At 37.5% G+C, this 19,625-nt stretch carries 16 protein-coding genes; 7 read left to right on the plus strand and 9 right to left on the minus strand.

What is annotated here, in order from left to right; all coding sequences use genetic code 11:
- Window positions 1–120: 120 nt before the first annotated feature.
- From H5201_RS06335 to H5201_RS06350, 4 genes are all read left to right on the plus strand, one after another.
- A complete protein-coding gene (locus tag H5201_RS06335; protein WP_182783982.1) occupies window positions 121–570 on the plus strand; it encodes a YaiI/YqxD family protein in 450 nt (149 codons plus the stop codon).
- On the plus strand, window positions 567–1,109 hold the full coding sequence (locus tag H5201_RS06340) for a DUF6942 family protein (protein WP_182739997.1): 543 nt from the start codon (window positions 567–569) through the stop codon (window positions 1,107–1,109). The genes H5201_RS06335 and H5201_RS06340 overlap by 4 nt, the downstream gene beginning before the upstream one ends.
- Window positions 1,110–1,162: 53 nt before the next feature.
- Window positions 1,163–1,534, plus strand: a complete 372-nt coding sequence (locus H5201_RS06345; protein ID WP_145239878.1) for a response regulator — start codon at window positions 1,163–1,165, stop codon at window positions 1,532–1,534.
- A gap of 363 nt (window positions 1,535–1,897) precedes the next feature.
- Window positions 1,898–2,731, plus strand: a complete 834-nt coding sequence (locus H5201_RS06350; RefSeq protein WP_259398492.1) for an ABC transporter substrate-binding protein — start codon at window positions 1,898–1,900, stop codon at window positions 2,729–2,731.
- 80 nt (window positions 2,732–2,811) lie between these two features.
- Here H5201_RS06350 and H5201_RS06355 read toward each other — a convergent pair whose 3' ends face one another.
- The 5 genes from H5201_RS06355 to H5201_RS06375 form a co-directional block, all read right to left on the minus strand.
- Window positions 2,812–3,522, minus strand: coding sequence for a hypothetical protein (locus H5201_RS06355; RefSeq protein ID WP_182783984.1), 711 nt, complete (start codon window positions 3,520–3,522; stop codon window positions 2,812–2,814).
- A 65-nt stretch (window positions 3,523–3,587) separates the two neighbouring features.
- Window positions 3,588–4,052, minus strand: coding sequence for a HipA domain-containing protein (locus tag H5201_RS06360; RefSeq protein ID WP_259399659.1), 465 nt, complete (start codon window positions 4,050–4,052; stop codon window positions 3,588–3,590).
- A gap of 226 nt (window positions 4,053–4,278) precedes the next feature.
- Window positions 4,279–4,566, minus strand: coding sequence for a HipA N-terminal domain-containing protein (locus H5201_RS06365; RefSeq protein ID WP_259398490.1), 288 nt, complete (start codon window positions 4,564–4,566; stop codon window positions 4,279–4,281).
- Window positions 4,550–4,870: a helix-turn-helix domain-containing protein gene (locus tag H5201_RS06370; protein WP_145242858.1), complete on the minus strand. Its 321-nt coding sequence runs from the start codon at window positions 4,868–4,870 to the stop codon at window positions 4,550–4,552. The genes H5201_RS06365 and H5201_RS06370 overlap by 17 nt, the downstream gene beginning before the upstream one ends.
- An 809-nt stretch (window positions 4,871–5,679) precedes the next feature.
- Window positions 5,680–6,231 (minus strand): hypothetical protein, encoded by a 552-nt coding sequence (locus H5201_RS06375; RefSeq protein ID WP_182783986.1) that lies wholly within the window; start codon window positions 6,229–6,231, stop codon window positions 5,680–5,682.
- 587 nt (window positions 6,232–6,818) lie between these two features.
- Here H5201_RS06375 and H5201_RS06380 point away from each other — a divergent pair.
- A complete protein-coding gene (locus H5201_RS06380; RefSeq protein ID WP_182783988.1) occupies window positions 6,819–7,838 on the plus strand; it encodes a nuclease-related domain-containing protein in 1,020 nt (339 codons plus the stop codon).
- 31 nt (window positions 7,839–7,869) lie between these two features.
- Here H5201_RS06380 and H5201_RS06385 read toward each other — a convergent pair whose 3' ends face one another.
- On the minus strand, window positions 7,870–9,342 hold the full coding sequence (locus H5201_RS06385) for a hypothetical protein (protein ID WP_182783990.1): 1,473 nt from the start codon (window positions 9,340–9,342) through the stop codon (window positions 7,870–7,872).
- 1,276 nt (window positions 9,343–10,618) lie between these two features.
- Here H5201_RS06385 and H5201_RS06390 point away from each other — a divergent pair.
- Together H5201_RS06390 and H5201_RS06395 are read left to right on the plus strand one after the other, a co-directional pair.
- On the plus strand, window positions 10,619–10,792 hold the full coding sequence (locus H5201_RS06390; RefSeq protein ID WP_182783992.1) for a hypothetical protein: 174 nt from the start codon (window positions 10,619–10,621) through the stop codon (window positions 10,790–10,792).
- Window positions 10,789–12,825: a DNA phosphorothioation-associated putative methyltransferase gene (locus H5201_RS06395; protein WP_182783994.1), complete on the plus strand. Its 2,037-nt coding sequence runs from the start codon at window positions 10,789–10,791 to the stop codon at window positions 12,823–12,825. Before H5201_RS06390 ends, H5201_RS06395 begins: the two co-directional genes overlap by 4 nt.
- 41 nt (window positions 12,826–12,866) lie before the next feature.
- Here the strand turns inward: H5201_RS06395 and H5201_RS06400 are convergent, their stop codons facing one another.
- The 3 genes from H5201_RS06400 to H5201_RS06410 are packed head-to-tail and all read right to left on the minus strand — an operon-like array spanning window position 12,867 to window position 19,514.
- Window positions 12,867–13,556, minus strand: coding sequence for a hypothetical protein (locus H5201_RS06400; RefSeq protein WP_182783996.1), 690 nt, complete (start codon window positions 13,554–13,556; stop codon window positions 12,867–12,869).
- Window position 13,557: 1 nt separating this feature from the next.
- On the minus strand, window positions 13,558–16,128 hold the full coding sequence (locus H5201_RS23455) for a hypothetical protein (RefSeq protein ID WP_182783998.1): 2,571 nt from the start codon (window positions 16,126–16,128) through the stop codon (window positions 13,558–13,560).
- Window positions 16,129–16,130: 2 nt separating this feature from the next.
- A complete protein-coding gene (locus H5201_RS06410) occupies window positions 16,131–19,514 on the minus strand; it encodes a hypothetical protein (RefSeq protein ID WP_182784000.1) in 3,384 nt (1,127 codons plus the stop codon).
- Window positions 19,515–19,625: the final 111 nt, after the last annotated feature.

Raw genomic sequence — 19,625 nt, forward strand, 5'->3', positions numbered from 1 at the left:
TGATTCCTTGATAGTTAATTAGGCCACCAACGCAGTAAAGCATAAAAAGTTCACTTAATACTAGTTGTTCTAAAAGCCTTAGGTTAGGATCATTTTTTTACTAACTATTAGAAGTTAACAATGAAGATATGGGTTGATGCTGACGCCTGTCCAGTGGTGATCAAAGAAATTTTGTTTCGTGCCGCAGAGCGTACGCAAACTGAAACAATTTTAGTCGCTAATCATGCAATGCGTATTCCGCCTTCAAAATACATTAGCCGGTTGCAGGTCTCATCAGGGTTTGATGTGGCTGATGACGAAATCGTCAAACGTATTGCAGCCAATGATCTAGTGATCACCGGTGATATTCCGCTAGCATCCGAAGTAATCGATAATGGCGGCCAAGCGCTAAATCCTCGCGGCGAACTGTATACCAGTGAAAATATTCGCTCGTTACTAAATGTGCGCGATTTTATGGATACTATGCGTTCAAGTGGCGTTGAAATGAACGGCGGACCGCCACCGCTTAGCCTAAGTGATCGTCAAAACTTTGCTAATAATCTAGACCGCATTCTAGCTAAAAATAAATGAGTAAGGCTGCAAGTAATATAGGCTTTGGTGACCCAGCTTTTACAGTCGCTGTGTATATAGCGAATGTACCACCGATGCCACAGTACACCAACCTAAGTACAGTGACGTCATGTGTGGATGGACAAATTGCCAGCATCAACCAAGCCTGTGGTAATGGCTGGCGTAAAGTATTTAATGTATATGCTAAAGTGTTATTTGCACTGCCTAGCGAGTATTACCAATTCGCCAAACTCGCCCCGACTTGGCAACACTATCGTGATGAACAACTGCTGCAGCTTAATAGTCAAACTGCCTTACTTTTTAGCCCTCCGGTTTTAAATAACAATAATACCTTGCATATTATTGCCGGACGCACATATGCTAAAGCGCTGCTGCAGCAAGGACACTTACAGTGCCAATTACAGTGGTTAGATGAAGAATTTGCTATCGATAAAGTAAACAAGTTGATTGTGTGTCCATACTTTGATTACCGCCAACTTAGCAATATAAAAATAGCGCGACTTAGTCAGCTAGTTGCCCAGTGTTTTGTGGCAGAGTAAGACTTTGTTAACTAACCTTAAGGTAATTTGCATATTATGGACAATTTAACTTTATGAAAATCCTCGTCGTTGACGATATGCCTTTGATGCGCCATGTATTAATAAATATGTTAAGAAAACTAAATTATCACGATATTGTTGAAGCGACTGATGGAATACAAGCATTAAGTTTATTACAAAACCAAGGCTATGATTTAGTTATCACCGACTTGCATATGCCAAAAATGGATGGCAAAACTTTACTCAATCGTATTCGTGATGACCAAGAGTTAGCCGAAATCCCGGTGTTAATGATCACCTGCGAAGACAGCTCCACAGCAATCAAAGAAATTATCGCCGCGAAAGTGTCAGGCTTTATTGTAAAACCTTTTAATTTAAATGTGTTAGATAGCCAGTTAAAGAAAGTTATGAAGTTAGAAAGTTAGTCAATCTCAACGCTATGTTACTTTAAACATTGTTTAAGTGCGTCATCATCTTGCTGAAATCTAGATAATAACCAAGCTTGAAAAGCGATTACCTTTGGCCAATTAAAATGCTCCTTAGGGCCCACTAAATAATATTTATAGTGGCAGTTATATTCAAAATTAGGGTAAACTTCTAACTGCCCTAATTTGATATGGGACTCAATTAAACGTCGCCTCACACCACAACCAGATAGGTTTCACTCATCAGATAACTCATATAACCCCAGCATAACTTTATGAACTAATTCGCTTTTGCGTGATCGCTACTGTAGTATCATAAATGAAGAATTTATAACCAATACAGATTTTTTACCATGATCATAAATGCTAAATTACACAATGCGAACAGCTAAACGATTACGTAATATATGCAACGCTAGTCTGTTACTACTGTTGTGTGTAAGTAACGCCAGTAAAGCAGTACCGACAGCGCAAAGTATTGACTCAACGACAATTCAACTTAGCGCAGGTGAATGGCCGCCTTTTCTCAGTGAATCGCTGCCCTACCAAGGTGTAGTAGCGCATTTAATTCGCGATATATTTGCGGAAGCAGGCATTACCGTTAACTTTACATTTTTACCTTGGTCACGTGCATATCACGATACCGAAAATAACAAATATGCCGCTACTGCGGTATGGATGTTCAGTGACGAAAGAGCAACTGCTTACTTATATAGCGAACCGGTACTCAGTGAACGATTTGTGTTTTTTTATCAAAAGCAGCGCCATTTTGATTGGCAAAATATTGCAGATTTAAAAGGCCTATTACTCGGTGGTGGGCTTGGCTATAGTTATGGCCCAGAGTTTGATAAAGCCCTTGCCGAAGGCTCTTTTGAAATGTCGCGGGTAGGTAATACCGAGCAAAACTTTCGCCGTTTAGCACTAGGGCGTATCGACGCCTTTGCTGAAGAGCAAAGTGTTGGCTACTTTACCCTCAAACACCAACTGCCCGATCTTGTTAATGTTATTAGCCACCACCCCAAACCCCTGTTAATTAATAAAAGCTTCTTACTATTTCCAAAAAATAACAGCGAAAGTGAAAAACTGCTCAACACCTTTAATCAGTACTTATCACAGTTTAAGCACAACGGCCGTTACCAATCTTACTTTAAAGGTTTAGAGCAAGGTGATTATCAGCCCCAAGCCAAACTACAGTAACGAGTTAACCCGTAGTTCATACTTTACGTGACAATAAGCCTAACCTAACCCGGCGTTTACTTAGAGCGACTTGTTTGCACTTAATCTTTAAACCAGCGGTAAGCGCCAAAAACTCCCATAAAGGCAAGACAACCAACAGCCACTAATTGCCAAACTTTGTAGTTGTAGCCTTCTTTTTCCAAAGCAACTGTATTCAAACGGGTATCAGCTTTTGACACTGGGGTTAGCGTCATCGAATGTGTAATTGTGGCTATTGCAGTAGCGTTTTGTTGAGATAAAACAACCGTTGGCTGTTTAACATTCGCGCTTGCTTTGCTTGGTGCTTGCCACTGGGCTTCAAATTTTGCACGCTGCTCAGCTCGATTTTCACTGCACCAAACAAAGTCAGTTTGTTGCATTTCTTTAGCACGGCAGCGCTCAGGATATTGGTAAAAGCTACTCCACGCGAGTCGCTTGCTATCACTGTCGTATGTTTTACTATAGACCGTTGAGTCATGAACTTTTTTAGTTAATAAATCATTCGCAGATGAGCGAGTATAAGTTCGTGAACCTGAACTGTGGCTCCTCCAATTAGTTGGGCTTATGCAGTGACGACCTAATATTTCAAACAACTCAGTTGAGCGCCTGCGTAAACGCTCACCTTCAGCTGCCTTATATCCTGCCCTCATTCTATCCTGAACTTTTTCTCGCTCGGCTTTAATAGCATCACACCGTGATTGCGAATACTGCTCTGCGGCCAATGTGCTATTGGTTGAAATCACGCAGATAGCCAATAAAATCCTTTTAATCATAATAAATCACTGTCGTTAAATTAGGGATAGCGTAGCATTTTTTACGCTAGCAGCAAGACTTTCAATTAGAAGTTTCCGACAACCATTCGCCTATCAAAACGATCGATAACAAAGGCCCGCATTTCACCATAGCTACGCAATTCAACGTCAGGCACATCAAGCCCTGCGCCTCTTGCCAGCAACATAGTAAATAACTCATTTACGGCAATGAAAGGCGCAGCGCCCGTTTCAAACTTAAATATTTTATTAGAGCATAATTCGCCTTCACCAAACCCCAGCCTGCCGTCGATTTCGAGTAAGTTAAGCTTATCTTGAACCCCAGCGACAGAGAGCCTCGTTCGCCCGTCCCATAATGTAATAGGCTCGCCCGCTTGCTTAAAACGGTTCAACTTTTGACTCAATTGGTGATTCGTTACTTCACGAAAGGAGGTTTGCTTTACTGCACAATTACTTGCTCTAAACGATAAAGCACCTGATGTCTCCTCGCCAATCACTTTAATTAAACCAAGGGTATACTCAAACCACCTCAAGATGCAGAATTCAGCGTTTCACAGGAGCTTAATATCAAGGCGTTACTTTGCAAGAATGGCAGTCCCTTTTAAGAAGTAACAACGCTGAGAGTAAGTGCCAGTGAAACGCCCAGCGGGTTGGTTTAAAAGCAATTTATACTGCGTTATTGATTTTAACAATAGAACCACTATTACTTGCAATCAATGCCTTGCCTAAATCGCTTTTAATTCCAACTGAAACTCGTATCTAGAGGTAGTTTGAGTATGTATTCTTAGAAATGGTCGTGCTACTGATGATCTCTTCAAGGCCTTTCCCCTCAGGTAATAAATTTTGCAAATAATTACGTACTGCACGAGAGTCAAAATCGCCATTGAGTGGCAAATGTGGTGAAACTGCAAAACCCTCGTTGATCCATTTAGCCTCATAAGTAAATGAAATCTCATTTTCAGAGCCTATTGCCAGCGTTATCTCAGCCACTTTTTGCGATTGACCGATAAACACATCTAGACGATTGGTGTTAGTACCACTGTTCATCACTCACCTCATCATTGCTATGAGCTATATCATCACTGACAAGGCTGAACGACAACCCTAAATACTCCATAACTTTTAGTACATTATGCAGTTGCACAGTTACATCACCTTTTTCTATTTTTATTAGCGTAGGCTTAGAAATAGCAAGCGCTTGTGATACATCCACTAATGTCAGCTTCATACCAGTTCGCTTTGCAGTAATGGCTTTAGCCAGCTGCATGGGTGAAAATGGCTTAGAAAGCTCAGGCATTTCAGTACGCTTAACAACTCTTCCGAGTGTTTTTTTGACGGAGGAATCGCTCATTTATGGTCAACTATAGTTTACTTATACAACCAATTCTAGAATACCTTAAGAAAAAGTCAACGATACTTTACTTTTAGACTAAATAATTAATCAACAAGACCATAAGTAAAATGCATTTAACTTATGAATACTTGTAATTAAATTAAAACCCATAAGTAAATTTTAATTGACTAGTTTATAGAGTAAAACTGACAAGTTGAAAAAACGGGCTACGGATTAATCCTAGCTCCTAGTCACTACCCTAAAACCTAGCGCCTTTGCCTTAATCTATGATTGTTTTAAAACCAATTTTACCACCGAGCTCACCGAGGCGCGGCGCTACACAGAGAAGATAAAAAGTGCTTCGAGCGACGGGCTTCGAGCTACGAGCTACGAGCTACGAGCAAATCCTAGCTCCTTTTAGCACCGTAGGCGTTAAGCTTGCTGACGCGAAAAGCGAAGTTTTTGAATTGTAGCGGGAGTGTATCTCGCGCTTTGGTTTTTAATTAAATTTTACAAACCCATGCCTGCTAATTTAATTTTTGTAGCATAACCTCTTGCAGAAAACACTTTACATACGTGGTAAACAGAATCATCTTTATCAGCAGATACTCTATACGCTATTTGGGCTAGTTATTTAGCGACATACATAGGAGATGCCGCTAATCCTTGTGGTCTTGGAACAAAGTGCATGGCCTTAGTACATTCTTTTGATGAAGCTAACATTTCCCAAACTAACTCAATCACTTTATCGTTAATCTCTATTTGGCTAGCTGTGCCTTTACTAAAAGATCTTTTTTACGTCCTTGTCATCAATACCTTCATATTTTTTAGATATCATCCATTCCTTTGTTAAACATTATTTTTATCAGCAATTCTTTGCTTCCGTCGGTTCCTATACCAATAAACTCGTTAGGTTTACCTTCTTCAATATAAGCAACATAGTTTTTGTAAGCCGAATTTTTTATTTCTAAATCAAAGAAGTAAACCCCACCTTTATCATATTTAATACCACTAGTAGTTGATTTTAAAAGGTTCTTTCTTTGGGCTTTTATATATTCGTTTTCAGATTCACCTTGAGGTATATATATAGATAAAAGGAGTTCTTTCACTGTCAATTTATTACCTGAAACAAAGAAGTGATCTTCATGTGTGAAGTTTTCATCTTCAAATGAAATATCAATATAAGAACCCTCTTTCTTTAATTTATAGCCCACGATATTGCCTTCATTATCAACGGCTTTTTTACAGCTATCGAAGGGTGCTATTGGCTTTACTAATTGATAAATAGTGCGATCTTTACCCTGTAAGTCGCAATCTAAAATAGCTGCATTTACATGAAGCGAGCATAGAGCTAAAAAAGAGAGGTAGATTATTTTCATTTATATCCTTTAAATTAAATATGTTCCTATTTTGATGGTGTCTGTTTTTTTTATGTGCAGCAATACCCATACAATATATGCAATTACTCCATAATCTTAATACGCTTAGCTTGTTGAAGCGAAAAGCGCAGCTTTTAAATTGTAGGCGAGTATATCTCGCGGTCTGGTTTTTAATTGCAAATTTGATGGTTAATGTCGCGTTGGCGACGGCAACCAAGGGGCGCATAACGCCGTACGCCCCTTGGAACCCCACGGCGCCCAGAGGATCACACTATTTCCTCAATTTAAATTAATGATATGAACGTAAATGCTGTGTATTCGCCGTCCATGGCGAAGTCACAGCTTAACGCGCATCCATGCGCTGTTATTACTCATCATTAATTCAATTTCAGGTGTGATCACGGGGGAACTGTCTTCACAGTAGTGTGTAATTTTGCCGTAGGCGTTAAGCTTGCTGACGCGAAAAAGCATACTGTGATCTTCAGTGTTAAATTTGCTGAATATTTAAAATCAAATTAATCAGAGCAGTATTTTTATTAGGTACTTCAATGTTATTCTATACAAATACATGACTGAAAGGACTCCGCATGATTTTAAAAGATAAAACGCTCGTCACAACCAACTCAGCAAAATTAAAAGCAGGCCAAAAGCAAGAGCTAGACGTGGCCTTTTACTTACGGCGCGCATTTAAAGACCACCCTCAAGTATTTGTGTTTAATGATGTAAAGTTTAAACACAACGGCGAAAGCGCACAGATAGACCACCTTATTGTTTATACCTACGGGTTTATTCTTATTGAATCAAAAAGTATTACCGGTGAAGTTGCAATAAACCAACATCAAGAATGGAGTCGCAGCTACCGTGGGCAATGGCAAGGCATGCCGTCACCTATCAAACAAGTTGAGCTACAATTGGCATTACTAAAAAGTTTAGTAAGAGACAATGCTCCTCAACTCCTGCCAAAGATGTTTGGTAAAATACAGCAAAATTTTGGTGGCCGTGAATGGTATAGCATCTGCGCAATATCGAGTAATGCCATAATTAATCGAGATAACACGCCAAAAACGCTTGAAGAGCGACTCGTTAAATCAGAGTTTATAGCGGATAAACTTTTAGACATAATGAAGCTACCGACATCAATACCAAATGCCCTGCACTTTTTCTCAACCAATACTCGCCCATGGTTTAGTGAAGAAAGCTTAGCTAGGATCTGTCAGTTTCTTTTGGAGCAAAATATTACTCCTGCCACACAGTTAAAACCTGATGCGTTAGCAACAAGCCTCAACGAGCCAAGCCCGATTTATCAAAATGAATCAACAGCTCTTGCACCAAGATCTATTGTTCCAACAATTAAAGAAGAGCAACCAAATGTTGTCAATGAAGTAAATTTACAATGTAAACAGTGCAGTAATAGCAAGACGCTTAAAGCGCGCTCAGGCCGCTACGGCTACTTTGTTACATGTGGGGAGTGCGATACCAATACACCAATGAAAACGTCTTGCCCGCAATGTACCAGCGCCAATACCAAAGTGAGTAAACGCAAAGATCTCTACTCATTAGTGTGTGGTGATTGTGAAAATACAGCGCTTTTCAAATTTGATGGTTAAAGCTCGATAGTATTCAGAAATAAGAGGTATATCATTTCGGAAATTCATCTACCACTTCCACTGTTGCTATGTGCGATTTTAAAACATCATTATCTGTATAGTTTATTTGAAAATACAAAGTACCCTTTTTAAAGGGTTGAGCTTTCACTGATGGCATCAATTTGTAACATCTATACTTATTGTACGATGGTAATTCCTCTTGTGGGCTTCCATCAAACAAAGGCAATGCTTGTGTCAATTTAAATCGTGTAGGAATATCTAAGCAAATAGCCCCACTAGTTGAGCCTTTTAAAATATACTGCGTGTTGTTTGAGGAGTTATTTGAAACGAGTTTTATACCATTTTGCTTCATTGCTGCTAATTGGTTTTTAGCCTTATTTAAAGAAGCGATAGGTGCAGTAAGGTTATCACTTTTAATACCAGTAGAGCTTTTTAGTAACCCATTTATTTCAGCCTCTATTGGGTAAAGTAGTTTTCGCTTTTCCCATAGCTCTGGGTCCCCACCTTTGAGAATAGATAATCTAAGCCAAGTTTTATCAGTAAAATAATTAACTTTCTCCGTGCTTCCATCTGACTTTTCATCTGACTTTGACTTATGAACTAACCCTTCGCTACGCACTTCAAGCGTTTGTGGCTCCACATCTGATAAAGATGACCCAGCGGGTGTATCAGTTAAACCAATTGTCATTGCTGTAATTGGAGAAAGTAATATATCTGTAGCGTAACCAACAGGGTTGCGTATCCCTTCTTCTTTACTGAAATAGTCGTAACATCGCCCAATAGCACACACTTCTTTCTTTATAAGCACTATTTCACCAGCTTTTAAAGGCAGAACATTTACATTATTGTTACCACTATGTCTATATAGCGAATTACCTGCAACAAAGTCCAAATCTAGCTGGAATACTAAGTCATTATCATTTGTACCTGTAACAGACTTTGCGATCTCTTTAGCTACTTTTATTTCTTCTGTGGTTACGGGGTTTGATAGACTTAGAGCCTCTCCTGCTGCTGCGATAAAATCAATAATACTTCCGGCTTTATCATTTTCATCTAAATCGTACTCATAGATTTTTAATTTGAGACTTAATAAGTCACTCTCCATTCGTTTAGGACCATATAGCGCTTTATGGAAAAATGGAGCTTTCGTAGCATCTGCAATTGAATCATACGGGCCTAATATTTTGGTAATAGTATCGCTTGATGTTCCTGTTACAACTTCTTCAAATTCAGCGACAATCAAAACTTCATTATCTCCGCCAATATCTGGTAGGTATCTTAGATAGGTATCCGTTAAATAAATACTAAAAGTATCATCGCCGCTTAAAGCATGAGCTTCATCAGTTTTATATATCATACCGTCAGCACTATACAATTCTTTGGCAGTAACAAGAGGAGAGGTAAGGTTTTTATCTGAACCGACGGAATAAATGGAGATATCACCGGTGCTTGCAGTGCAAGCACATAAAAGAGAACATAAAACAATAAATAATAAAAGCTTCATCAGAAATTCCTTTTCAACAAACTTAATGACTGGTTAAAATTTAGACCAAACAACATCAATGTCAACTTTTTATTAACACTTGTTACTTTATAATCTCATGGCTTACACTTTGTACTGGCTAAAGGGATTTAGAAACTTAGAATTTGTCGGGAATAAAATTCCGCCATGCAATCAATTACTCATCAATTGAGTCTTTTCAGGCAAAGTAACGGGGGAGTTTTCTTAACAGCATCGTTTAGGTTGACCGTAGACGTTAAGCTTGCTGACGCGAAAAGCGCAGCTTTTAATATCTAAGCTCGATGCCCGTAACTCGGTGCTCGTCGCTTTTATTTATACATGTCGCGTTGGCGACGGCAACCAAGGGGCGTATAACGCCGTACGCCCCTTGGAACCCCACGGCGCCCCGAGCATTTTGCACTTTCCTCAAAGCCTAAATTGATATGAACGTAAACGCCGTGTAAGGCACATCCATGCGCCAGTCACGGCTTTAATTGCATCCATGCAATCAATTACTCATCAATTGAGGTTTTTCGGGCAAAATGACGGGGGATTTATTAACAGCGGCGTTTAAGCTTACCGTAGGCGTTAAGCTTGCTGACGCAAAAAGCGCAGCTTTTAAATTGTAGGCGAGCGTGTATAGCCGGCTTTGGCGACGACAACCAAAGAGAAGTAACCGCCGACTTCTCTTTGGAATCTCTCGGCGCCCCGAGCATTTTGCAGTTTACTCAAAACCTCAATTGATATGAACGTAAACGCCGTGTATTCGCCGTCCATGGCGAAGTCACGGCTTTAATTGCTTCCATGCAATTAATTACTCATCAATTGAGCTTTTCGGGCAAAATGACGGGGGATTTATTAACAGCATCGTTTAGGTTGACCGTAGGCGTTAAGCTTGCTGACGCGAAAAGCGCAGCTTTTAAATTGTAGGCGGGAGTTTGTATCCGACTTTGGTTTTTAATTACAAATTTTTAGTTATATCGCGTTGGCGACGGCAACCAAGGGGCGCATAGCGCCGTACGCCCCTTGGAACCCCACGGCGCCCCGAGGATCACACTGTTCCCTCAATCTAAATTAATGATATGAAGGTAACCAGCGTAGATAGGCCATCCGTGGCCAAGCTACGCTTTTTAACAGCATCCATGCTGTAAATTACTCATCATTAATTCAATTTCGGGTGTGATCACGGGGAATTGTCTTAACAGCAGTCTTTATACAAAATTTGTCGATGCGCTAAGAGTTATGTATATTAAATTTATACATAATTTGAGTAACTTAAATGGCTAATCAAGATCAAAAGGGCAAATGGCTTTCGAGTAAAGAGGCAATGAAGCATCTAAAAATATCAGGCTGCGAGCTAATGCACCGCCGCGAACGTGGCGAGCTTAAGTTTGAAAAGCGCGGGCGGGCATATTTTTATTTTATTAAAAATTCCGAACGCATTACCAAATGAACTTCCCTCAATACCGTGATTTAGTAAAAAAGCTCAAACATGGTAAATCATTACCTACAGCCATTTATTTACATAAAAGTGCATTAGCAGAAGCCATACCACCTGAACTATTCAGCTTTATAACAAACACAATAAACAAGCTTGAAGTAGAACAACCGTGGAACCTTATAAAGCTCTATAAACGCGACTTAAAATTTACACTACTTAACTACCCTGATTTTGATAAATACGCTTACCCGGCACTTCACACCAGCTATACAATTGATGCTGATGAGCTAACTATAAAAACAACTAATTACAGTAGCTCAAATAATCCGCCTATTTTGCACCGTAAAGAAACCTTTGTTCTCCCAAGTTATCCCCACTTCACATTATTTAAAGATATAACCGAGGAAGGCGAGCAAATTGGCCTGTACCAAAGCACCAAAAGTATTGGTTTTAAACAGCAATGGCATAACTTAATTAAGCGCAAAGGCTATAAGCTTGATGAGCAAGGCAGGTTAAACAAACTAGCAGAAATACCAAAACCTGAAATTGAACATAAACCACAAACAATACAGCGCCATTTAACGGCTATAAATCGCGATAGGCTTTCAGCGCCTTTTCAAAAACTGGCAAAGTATGGCTACTTAAATGGTGATTATTCAATACTAGATTACGGCTGCGGCCTAGCCGATGACGCAACTGAGCTAGAAGCCCACGGACTCAACATTAATGCATGGGATCCAGTACACAGGCCAAACGGGAACAAACAAACGAGTGATATTGTTAATTTAGGTTTTGTACTCAATGTTATTGAAGATCAACAAGAGCGTATAGATACACTAAAAGCAGCTTACCAACATACTAAAAAGTTGCTTTTAGTATCGGTAATGCTCGCCAATGAGGCCAAACAAGAACACTTTAAACAATACAAAGACGGCGTAATAACTAAATGGAATACGTTTCAAAAATACTATAGCCAAGCCCAAATAAGAGCTTACATAGAGCAAACCCTAAACGTTAAAACAATGGCGTTTGGGCAAGGCATAATTGCTATTTTTAAATGCCCACAATTAGAAGAGGCTCATCATTTAGAGCTGCAATTTCAAAATTATAATTGGCAACATATAACCCAAAGGCCACAGCCAAAAGCTTTACCCAAAGTCCAGCAAAAAACCTTGTTTGAAAAACACCAAACACTGCTTGATGATTTTTGGCAACATTGCCTGCACTTTGGCCGTTTACCTGCAAACGATGAGTTTGAGCAAAGTACAACACTGCGCAAATATTTCGCCAGCCACAACAAAGCATTTAGCTTGTTGCAAAATTACTATGAACCAAATGAGTTTGAGCAAGCGCAACAAAAACGAAAACATGATTTACTGGTTTATTTTGCGCTTAGCCTATTTGGTAAACGCCAAGCTAAAAGTCATATGCCTGCAAGGCTAACGCGTGACTTAAAAGTACATTTTAGTGATTACAATCAAGCATTAGAGCAAGCAAAACAACTGCTTTTCTCGATTGCAGAGCCCGCTAATATTGGCAATGCCTGTTACCAAGCTTACGAGCAAATTCAGCTCGGTGAGTTACACGACAACCACTCGTATATATTACCAACTCGTTACTTAAATCAACTCCCCGCAATACTGCGAGTTTATATAGGCTGTGCCGTGCAATTGTATGGCGATATAGACGACGTAGATTTAGTCAGAATACATATGCGCTCAGGCAAAGTGACATTTTTAAAATACGATGACTTTAATAAAAAGTTGCCATTACTCACTGAGCGAATAAAAGTAAAAATGCTAGAGCAAGATATAGACTATTTTTACTACGGCGATGCTTACCCCTACCAGCCCCTTTATAACAAAATAGATTATTTACAAAAAGGCAGTAACGAATACAAAAGCCAACAGAGGTTTGATAAAAAACTAGCCGATATGCTCAAAGGCGTAGCCAAAGCAGAGTGGCCCAACTGGCCTATTTTACTCAAGGTGTTTGACTATTGGCGTGTTGAATTGAAGGGAGATAAATTTTATAAAGCTAATTAATAATTGTTGAGTTAAGTTTCTACTCAACAATTATGTTTAGATTACAAGCCTGCACGCTTGCCGATTAGACCATTTACCTTGTCGCCAAAAAAATGAAGATCACTAATAATCTCTTTGTGACGCGATTCTACTTCACTATTAATAACGTGATGTAAACGATGTAGTGCCTGCTTTTCAGTTAACAGCCCCGTTTGCTTTTGGCAACTGATCAAAGATACTTTATATTGAGCGGTTCTGTAACGAGACCAAGCACGCGTGTACCCTTCTAATCTATTTATTAAGTAAAATATAAACGACATTCCTAAACCTATACCAATTAAAGGAATTACACTCGCCTCCCAATTCATTTGTAATACCTTTAGTACCGATGGTGCAAAATAAATCGTAATAATGAATAGGTTAGATTTAGATTTTATAACGTCTTTATCCGTGACAAAGTCAGGTAATAAACTTATCAATAAGATCAAACAGGCTAATGAATTTAAAAGCCATAGTTCGATACTTTCGTAACTTCCTTCAAACTTATTTATACAAAATAACGAACCTGCGAACATAGCTAAAAATAGCCCTTGTTTCATTGCAAAACGACACACGTTACTTTTTTTAGCAAACCAGTTAACGTAACTATTTAAATAATCAGAGTAATTGTTACATTGGCGTTCAAAGGTTTGGTATTTAGTAAAATCAGCCCATTGAGGTGAGCTTACTTTTGTTGATTTTTCTTTTTTCATTTTAATAACTTAATTTTTTAAAGCGCCAAATTTTACCATTACGAACTATTTGCTCTAGTTTCGTAATTGCCTCCATAGATGAAAGGCCAATATCATTTTCAAGAGTAAGTAAAATATGGGCATACTCGTTTCTTAAATTTGTGGCGAAAATACCTGGATCATCAGAGCCTAATACTACCGGCACTTCCATACCTTTCTCATCGGTTACACCTAGCCAATCAAAAATATGATGCTCTCGGTAATGTTCATAAAAGCTAATTCTCACATTACTCGTTGGTAAACTCTCAATAGCCATATGCCGACGATTAATTTTACCAATTACATATTTTTGTAATAGTCTAAATACTTCGTAATCGAATGATCTTTCGCAAGAGCAATCCGTGTTAACTTCAACCAACTCTTCATAACGAAATACAATTGTAGAATCAGTAACTCCATGATATTTCTTATATATTAAAAATGCGTCTTTATTTTCTCTCTCAGCAATTTCTATTTTTTCAAGCTCATCTTTTATATCATTCCTAAGATAAGTATCTTTATAACGCTTAATGCCAAAAGCTAATAACGGATCTAAGTACCTTAACTTCCATGCTTCAAAAAGCAAATCCGGTTCATAAGCTTTTTTATACACATCTAAAGATAGCCTCCTTATTTCTGCAGCTATTAAATGCAAAACTCTACCGCTAATAGATTCCTCACATAAATGCTTATAAGCAAATACCAAGTCATCAAGTCTCTCACCTCGCTTGATGACAATACTATCGCCTATTCTTCCTCGCCATATCTTTGGATTAATACCTACCGCTGTCCCATGACCAATTCTATTGCCTGTTTTCAAGTCTAAGAAATCGATAGCTTCAGCCACAGTCCTTATACCAGAGAGTAAATGTACGTAATCTTCACCTGCATGATATGTAAAATTATGATAACCGCTTGTCCTAAGGCGCCTAAAAATTGGAGCAAACACTTCAGGTCCTGCATCTAGTTCATTTGCAGCCGCATCAAACCCATATAAATAATCCCCCAAATTAGTATAACGTTCACTTAATGCATTTAGGCTTCTACGCGTTTTCTCGAGTTGATTACGAAGCTCATAGTGTCGGCACTGCCAAGAGAGTTTTTTATCTTCTCTATTTAATTCCCTAGTTCGTTTATCTTCACGCTTAATAAAGTGGGCGACTAAACTCAGCTTTAAACTTGTAAAATTATTTTTATCTGTAAGCAAATCACTTAAACTAAATGGGTCGTGTTTTTTTCTTAAATTTTCTGATTGCGAATGTGCTCTCAATTCACTGAACTGATAACACTTGTAATCGCTTAAGATAGTTCTCAATCGCTTTATATTACTTGGCAAATCTCGACTTGGAGCAAAGCGACCCTCTAAATAATCAAGATCCCCTAAATCAGAATAGTTTAATTGATGGTAACGGGTTTGATATTCTTTCTCAGCCACACTCCGTATCTCATTAAAAGTAAATTTTTGAAACTGGTCAAAACCATATTGATTCGTCTGCTGGACAATTAGGCGGTTAAACTGACATTTTATCAGTAAGTAATAATGAAGAGCTTGAGCAAAAGCTTCATTCTTCGTATTTTCAAGATAATCAAAAAATGCAATTAAATAATATGCTTCTATAGCCAAAGGTGTTCTAACTTCAGGCGTAATATGCTCAAGTTTTTTGGAGACTAAAGTTTCAATATCAGCATAATAAAGTGCAGCAAATGTTGCATTTTTAGCTGCCTCAAAATCAGCTCTGTGATTTACATACTCTATATCTTTGAATTGTATTTCAAATCCTTTTGATAACGTTTTTTTATTATTAACGTCATCGCATTTAGGTTGTTCTTGGTTAAAAACTTCATTTAATAACAATCGCCTTAATGCCCCGGCAATTCGTAAGCGTTTTAATTGTTCCTGCTGAGTTAACCCTATTTCATCAGCAGAATATAGCTCTTTCACTAAATCATTATTTTCCGCCCATTTTAGCTCTTTACTGAATTGCTGTGGCTTCTGAAGCGCAGAAACCCAAACAAGCTCAATTTCACTAGAACCATTTAAATGAATATGTAAATCATCTAGCTTAAGTCGTTCTATTAACTCATCAAGGCGAGGGTCTTTAATGCTTGGTAAAGCACTATAACGCACTTGTGGCTTTAAAAAGCGTTCGAAAAACTGTTTTATGTCACTTTTATCTACTAAAGATATAAAATCATGTTTTTTTTGTAATGCTTTAGCTACTGCCAGAAGTGGTGGTACCTCTGTAATAAGTTCTTGCCATTCAGCAAAGTTTTTAGATTCAATTAGAAATTGTCCATTATGGGTAGGCTCTACATACCGTTCTTCTAAGCTAGTAAGTACATCATTTAAAAACTTTAGTATTGTTGAGTTTTCTAGATCAAATAACCTTTTTAATCGGTTTTTAATTATATGATCAGGAGCTGAAGGTGTTCGTCTCCTTAACCCCTGAAATAATATGCGGCTAAATTCATCGTTGTTTAATCGCCCATTTCTTAAATAACTAAGTAAAGCTTCTGTATTACGAAAACTTTCTTTAATGATATTAGCTGGCACTATTATTCTTCCGCTTTAACAGAGCTACTCTGTGTTTGAGGTTTCTTACTTTCAGAGTCAGCAGCCTCTATTTCTTGTTCATTTTGTAATAACTGTTCTTTTTCATCACCTTCTAATCCACCATTAGTCTCCTCTTTAGTTGCATCAGATGTATTTTCTTCTGCGCCTTCTTCAGGAAGAGGTGATGGGGGCGGGGTTAATGGCTCAGAAGCAAGCTCTAGGCTTACCCCTAACTTTTGCCAGTCGGACTTTCCTGTTATTGGTATAGTATTCAATACAGGATAAAGATTATCGAATGTCAGGTTTTCACCTTCAATTTTTCTTGTAACTTTGATGGAATCTAGGTATTCGATCATTAAAGCTGTATATTCTGAATAGTATGTTTTAAATATTACTGAGCGCTTCTCTTGACTTAGATTATCCGCTTTTATGAGAGAGATATACTCATCATTTTTTAAGTTCTCTTCAATATTTTCATTTAAACAAAAGTTTGTATTTATCAGTTTTATAAAGCTACTGGCATGGGCTGTGTGCCAATTCCACTTTATTGGTTTTTTCTTAGTTTGGACAGGCAGCTTACGAAGGAATAAACCGATAATTGGACAAGCGAGCATTAAACCAAATAAAGATTCCTGAGGTTCAATTAACATTTCTTTATGAAGACTCAGAGCATCCTTATTACTACTCCCCATGGTAAATAAGTTATACTTTGCATACTTGGTTATATTCTCTACCAGCTCTTTTTCAGTATCTGCTAATGACTTAATGCTTACTTTTTCATTAATTTTGTTTAAATCATTATTTCTATTAAGGTCTTCAATTAAGCAGTAATGTAAAAAGAGTACGATTTGACTATGAAGCAAACAGCCTATGGCTGGATCGCGCTCTAATAAGTCTAAATTCTCTAAAAAGTTATTGAATAAGTTGTTTAAAGATGCACTTGATAAATTATTTTTAGGCCAATACTTTTTCACAGCCTTAATCCATTTAATAAGATTTTCGTAAAAATCACCACTATAGTTTTCAGCTACAGCTGGCAGTTCTTCTTCGGCATCGGCATCGGCATCATCTTCACGACTTTCACTATCATCATTATACCAGCTAGGCATTAAATGAGTTGTTTTAGGAGCTGCGTCTAATACCAATGACTTGATTTCATCATCACCACCACTTTTCTCAATTAATTCGAAAATACATGAAATTAAAGATAGCCCAGATAAAAAGTTAGTTTCGGCTCCTTTATTAAAGTCTTTCACTGAAACCTTGGCATAATTGATGAAATGACCCAAGTCATAGCTTTCACCTATAGATTCGATAGTGCTATAAATAAAGCCAACAGTCTGAACTTTAGGCATTTTATTTTTATCATTGAGCTTAGGGTATACCTTAGCCATGCCTGATAACCAATCCGCCATTTCACCATAAGTTTCATAACTAGTTTTTGGGTCTGCTAGCTTTAATACAGCGTTATGATAAGCTTCTTTCAAGTTCTTTCTGGCTGCTGTCTTCTGTGCTTTTGTTCCCTTTGTTATTTTATCTTTGTAAGATTGAATACCTTGAATTTTATAAAATCTCTCAAGGTTAGCTTCAAAAAGTAAGCTTGTATTGTTATATCTTGGAACGGTATAAAGACCTAAGTTTTCTGGGTTAGAAAGTGTGAACTTTGTAGCCTTGCCATCACTAGGTTGTGTTAGATATGCGAGTAATGCTTTTTGTGTAGTATGGCAAATACTAATATAAGTATCATTTAGAGACATATAATCTAATATCTCATTTATACTAATTTTAATTCCTTCCCTATTTCTTTGATTATTAGGATCTTCCGATCTTACATTTTGAGCCAAAAATACTGGGGTCGCACTAAACATCCCCCATTTAAAAGATTGAGAAATATCAAATTTAGTATGACTACTAACTAATGTTAAGAATGTTAAAACCCTAGAGTTAAACCCTTCTTCATCTGAAGAAGTTGTTATACTATCGAAGTTCTGCCAAACTCCTTCTTCAATAGCCCAACGCCAAAATAACTTAGCTAATGTAACCATTGAGTATTTCGCTACCAATAAATCTGATAAGCGAATTTTATAATTCGAAAATGCATTATTAAATATACCAATTACACGCTGAGTAAAATCGTCAAGTTGGGCTTTATCAAACTCAAAAGAGTCAGAGTTGTTATTTGCAATAGAAGAACTCAGTTTTAAATCAACTAATATCGACTTCAATAACTGCAAAAAAGTTCGTGTTTGTAATCCCAACAGGCCTGAAGCAGCTCTCTTGTGTTCATGGGTCTGAGTGAGACCTAAACACTTCGATAAAAAAGTTGTGATTACATCCTCTAGAGGCACTTGAATGTCTTTGGAAGAATTATTTAAAAAAATCTTTGTAGTATTATCATTATTTCTTAGTGATTTTTGATGAAGGGTAAGCATACTAACCTGATTTTCTGGCTTTAACACTTTCATCATGTATTGTTCTTGTAACTCCGACACCGTCGCAATTATATTATCTTCACGATAATCATTAAGGTTGTTGCTATTATGAAAATCTAGCGATGGTCGCTCATATTTCATAATTTCATCACCAAGTGATTTATACTGTGCCGAACGAATAAGCCTTGCATATAATTCTATATCACCTGATATTAGAACTATCCACTTTGGGCTAGTTAAATATTTTCGAATTGTCTCTAGAACTGGCCAACCTTTTTCAAATTTAGTGTCAATATCATCAAAAGTTAGCACAAAAGCCTTCTTATCAATTGCCTTCAAGGCGGACTCTACAAACTTATTTAAATTTCTTTCTAAGTTTCGACCAGCGGATGCTTTTTCTAAACCCTTTTCCAGAATATATGTTTTATCTTCCCACTCGTCTCCATATTCAGACGGCCCAATTCCATCTATTTGACACAAACCACCAGCAAGCTCTTTTAAACAGTACTCATATTCAGAGAAATCATGATCACTTATTGATTTTTTATATTTTGAAACAGCATCCCTAACCTGCGAGATTAGAATTATCAAGACATGTTCTTTTGAAGAAATTAAAGTTGGATCGATTATTCTAAGAACTTCCAAACCTTTGGGTATTTCTTCTTCTTGTTTACTGCTAGCCGATACTCTTTCTGGATTACTTAAACAAGTTAAAATGTGCCTTAAGAAAGTTGATTTGCCACTCCCCCTAGGTCCACTTATAGTAATTGCATTATGAAACCTATCATAAAATAGACTATTGTAATCTTGCTCAAAATCGACTTGAAGTAATTGCTCATTTATTTTTAAAAATATGTTGTCACGCGCTTCTGTTTGGAAAACTTGATCAAACTTCAAATGTGTGACATCTGTTGTCATGTTTAAATCAAAAAAGATAGCATTGTCTTGAGTCATGATTTTCAAATCCATTTAATTTTTTTTCATTAAATCATAACTATAAATAATTCAAAGCTTAAAAAAGACAAACCTTGAAATAAAAAATTAACACGAACTGAACGCAATGAA

Source organism: Pseudoalteromonas sp. SG43-6, from assembly GCF_014164365.1.
Taxonomy (GTDB): domain Bacteria; phylum Pseudomonadota; class Gammaproteobacteria; order Enterobacterales; family Alteromonadaceae; genus Pseudoalteromonas; species Pseudoalteromonas rhizosphaerae.

Bases quoted from the DNA above. Each gene is read 5' to 3' on its own strand.
- H5201_RS06380 (WP_182783988.1), top strand. From the start codon at position 6,819: ATGATTTTAAAAGATAAAACGCTCGTCACAACCAACTCAGCAAAATTA.
- H5201_RS06410 (WP_182784000.1), bottom strand. From the start codon at position 19,514: ATGACTCAAGACAATGCTATCTTTTTTGATTTAAACATGACAACAGAT.
- H5201_RS06370 (WP_145242858.1), bottom strand. From the start codon at position 4,870: ATGAGCGATTCCTCCGTCAAAAAAACACTCGGAAGAGTTGTTAAGCGT.
- H5201_RS06390 (WP_182783992.1), top strand. From the start codon at position 10,619: ATGGCTAATCAAGATCAAAAGGGCAAATGGCTTTCGAGTAAAGAGGCA.
- H5201_RS06365 (WP_259398490.1), bottom strand. From the start codon at position 4,566: ATGAACAGTGGTACTAACACCAATCGTCTAGATGTGTTTATCGGTCAA.
- H5201_RS06345 (WP_145239878.1), top strand. From the start codon at position 1,163: ATGAAAATCCTCGTCGTTGACGATATGCCTTTGATGCGCCATGTATTA.
- H5201_RS06350 (WP_259398492.1), top strand. From the start codon at position 1,898: ATGCTAAATTACACAATGCGAACAGCTAAACGATTACGTAATATATGC.
- H5201_RS06400 (WP_182783996.1), bottom strand. From the start codon at position 13,556: ATGAAAAAAGAAAAATCAACAAAAGTAAGCTCACCTCAATGGGCTGAT.
- H5201_RS06385 (WP_182783990.1), bottom strand. From the start codon at position 9,342: ATGAAGCTTTTATTATTTATTGTTTTATGTTCTCTTTTATGTGCTTGC.
- H5201_RS06395 (WP_182783994.1), top strand. From the start codon at position 10,789: ATGAACTTCCCTCAATACCGTGATTTAGTAAAAAAGCTCAAACATGGT.
- H5201_RS06340 (WP_182739997.1), top strand. From the start codon at position 567: ATGAGTAAGGCTGCAAGTAATATAGGCTTTGGTGACCCAGCTTTTACA.
- H5201_RS06335 (WP_182783982.1), top strand. From the start codon at position 121: ATGAAGATATGGGTTGATGCTGACGCCTGTCCAGTGGTGATCAAAGAA.
- H5201_RS06355 (WP_182783984.1), bottom strand. From the start codon at position 3,522: ATGATTAAAAGGATTTTATTGGCTATCTGCGTGATTTCAACCAATAGC.
- H5201_RS06375 (WP_182783986.1), bottom strand. From the start codon at position 6,231: ATGAAAATAATCTACCTCTCTTTTTTAGCTCTATGCTCGCTTCATGTA.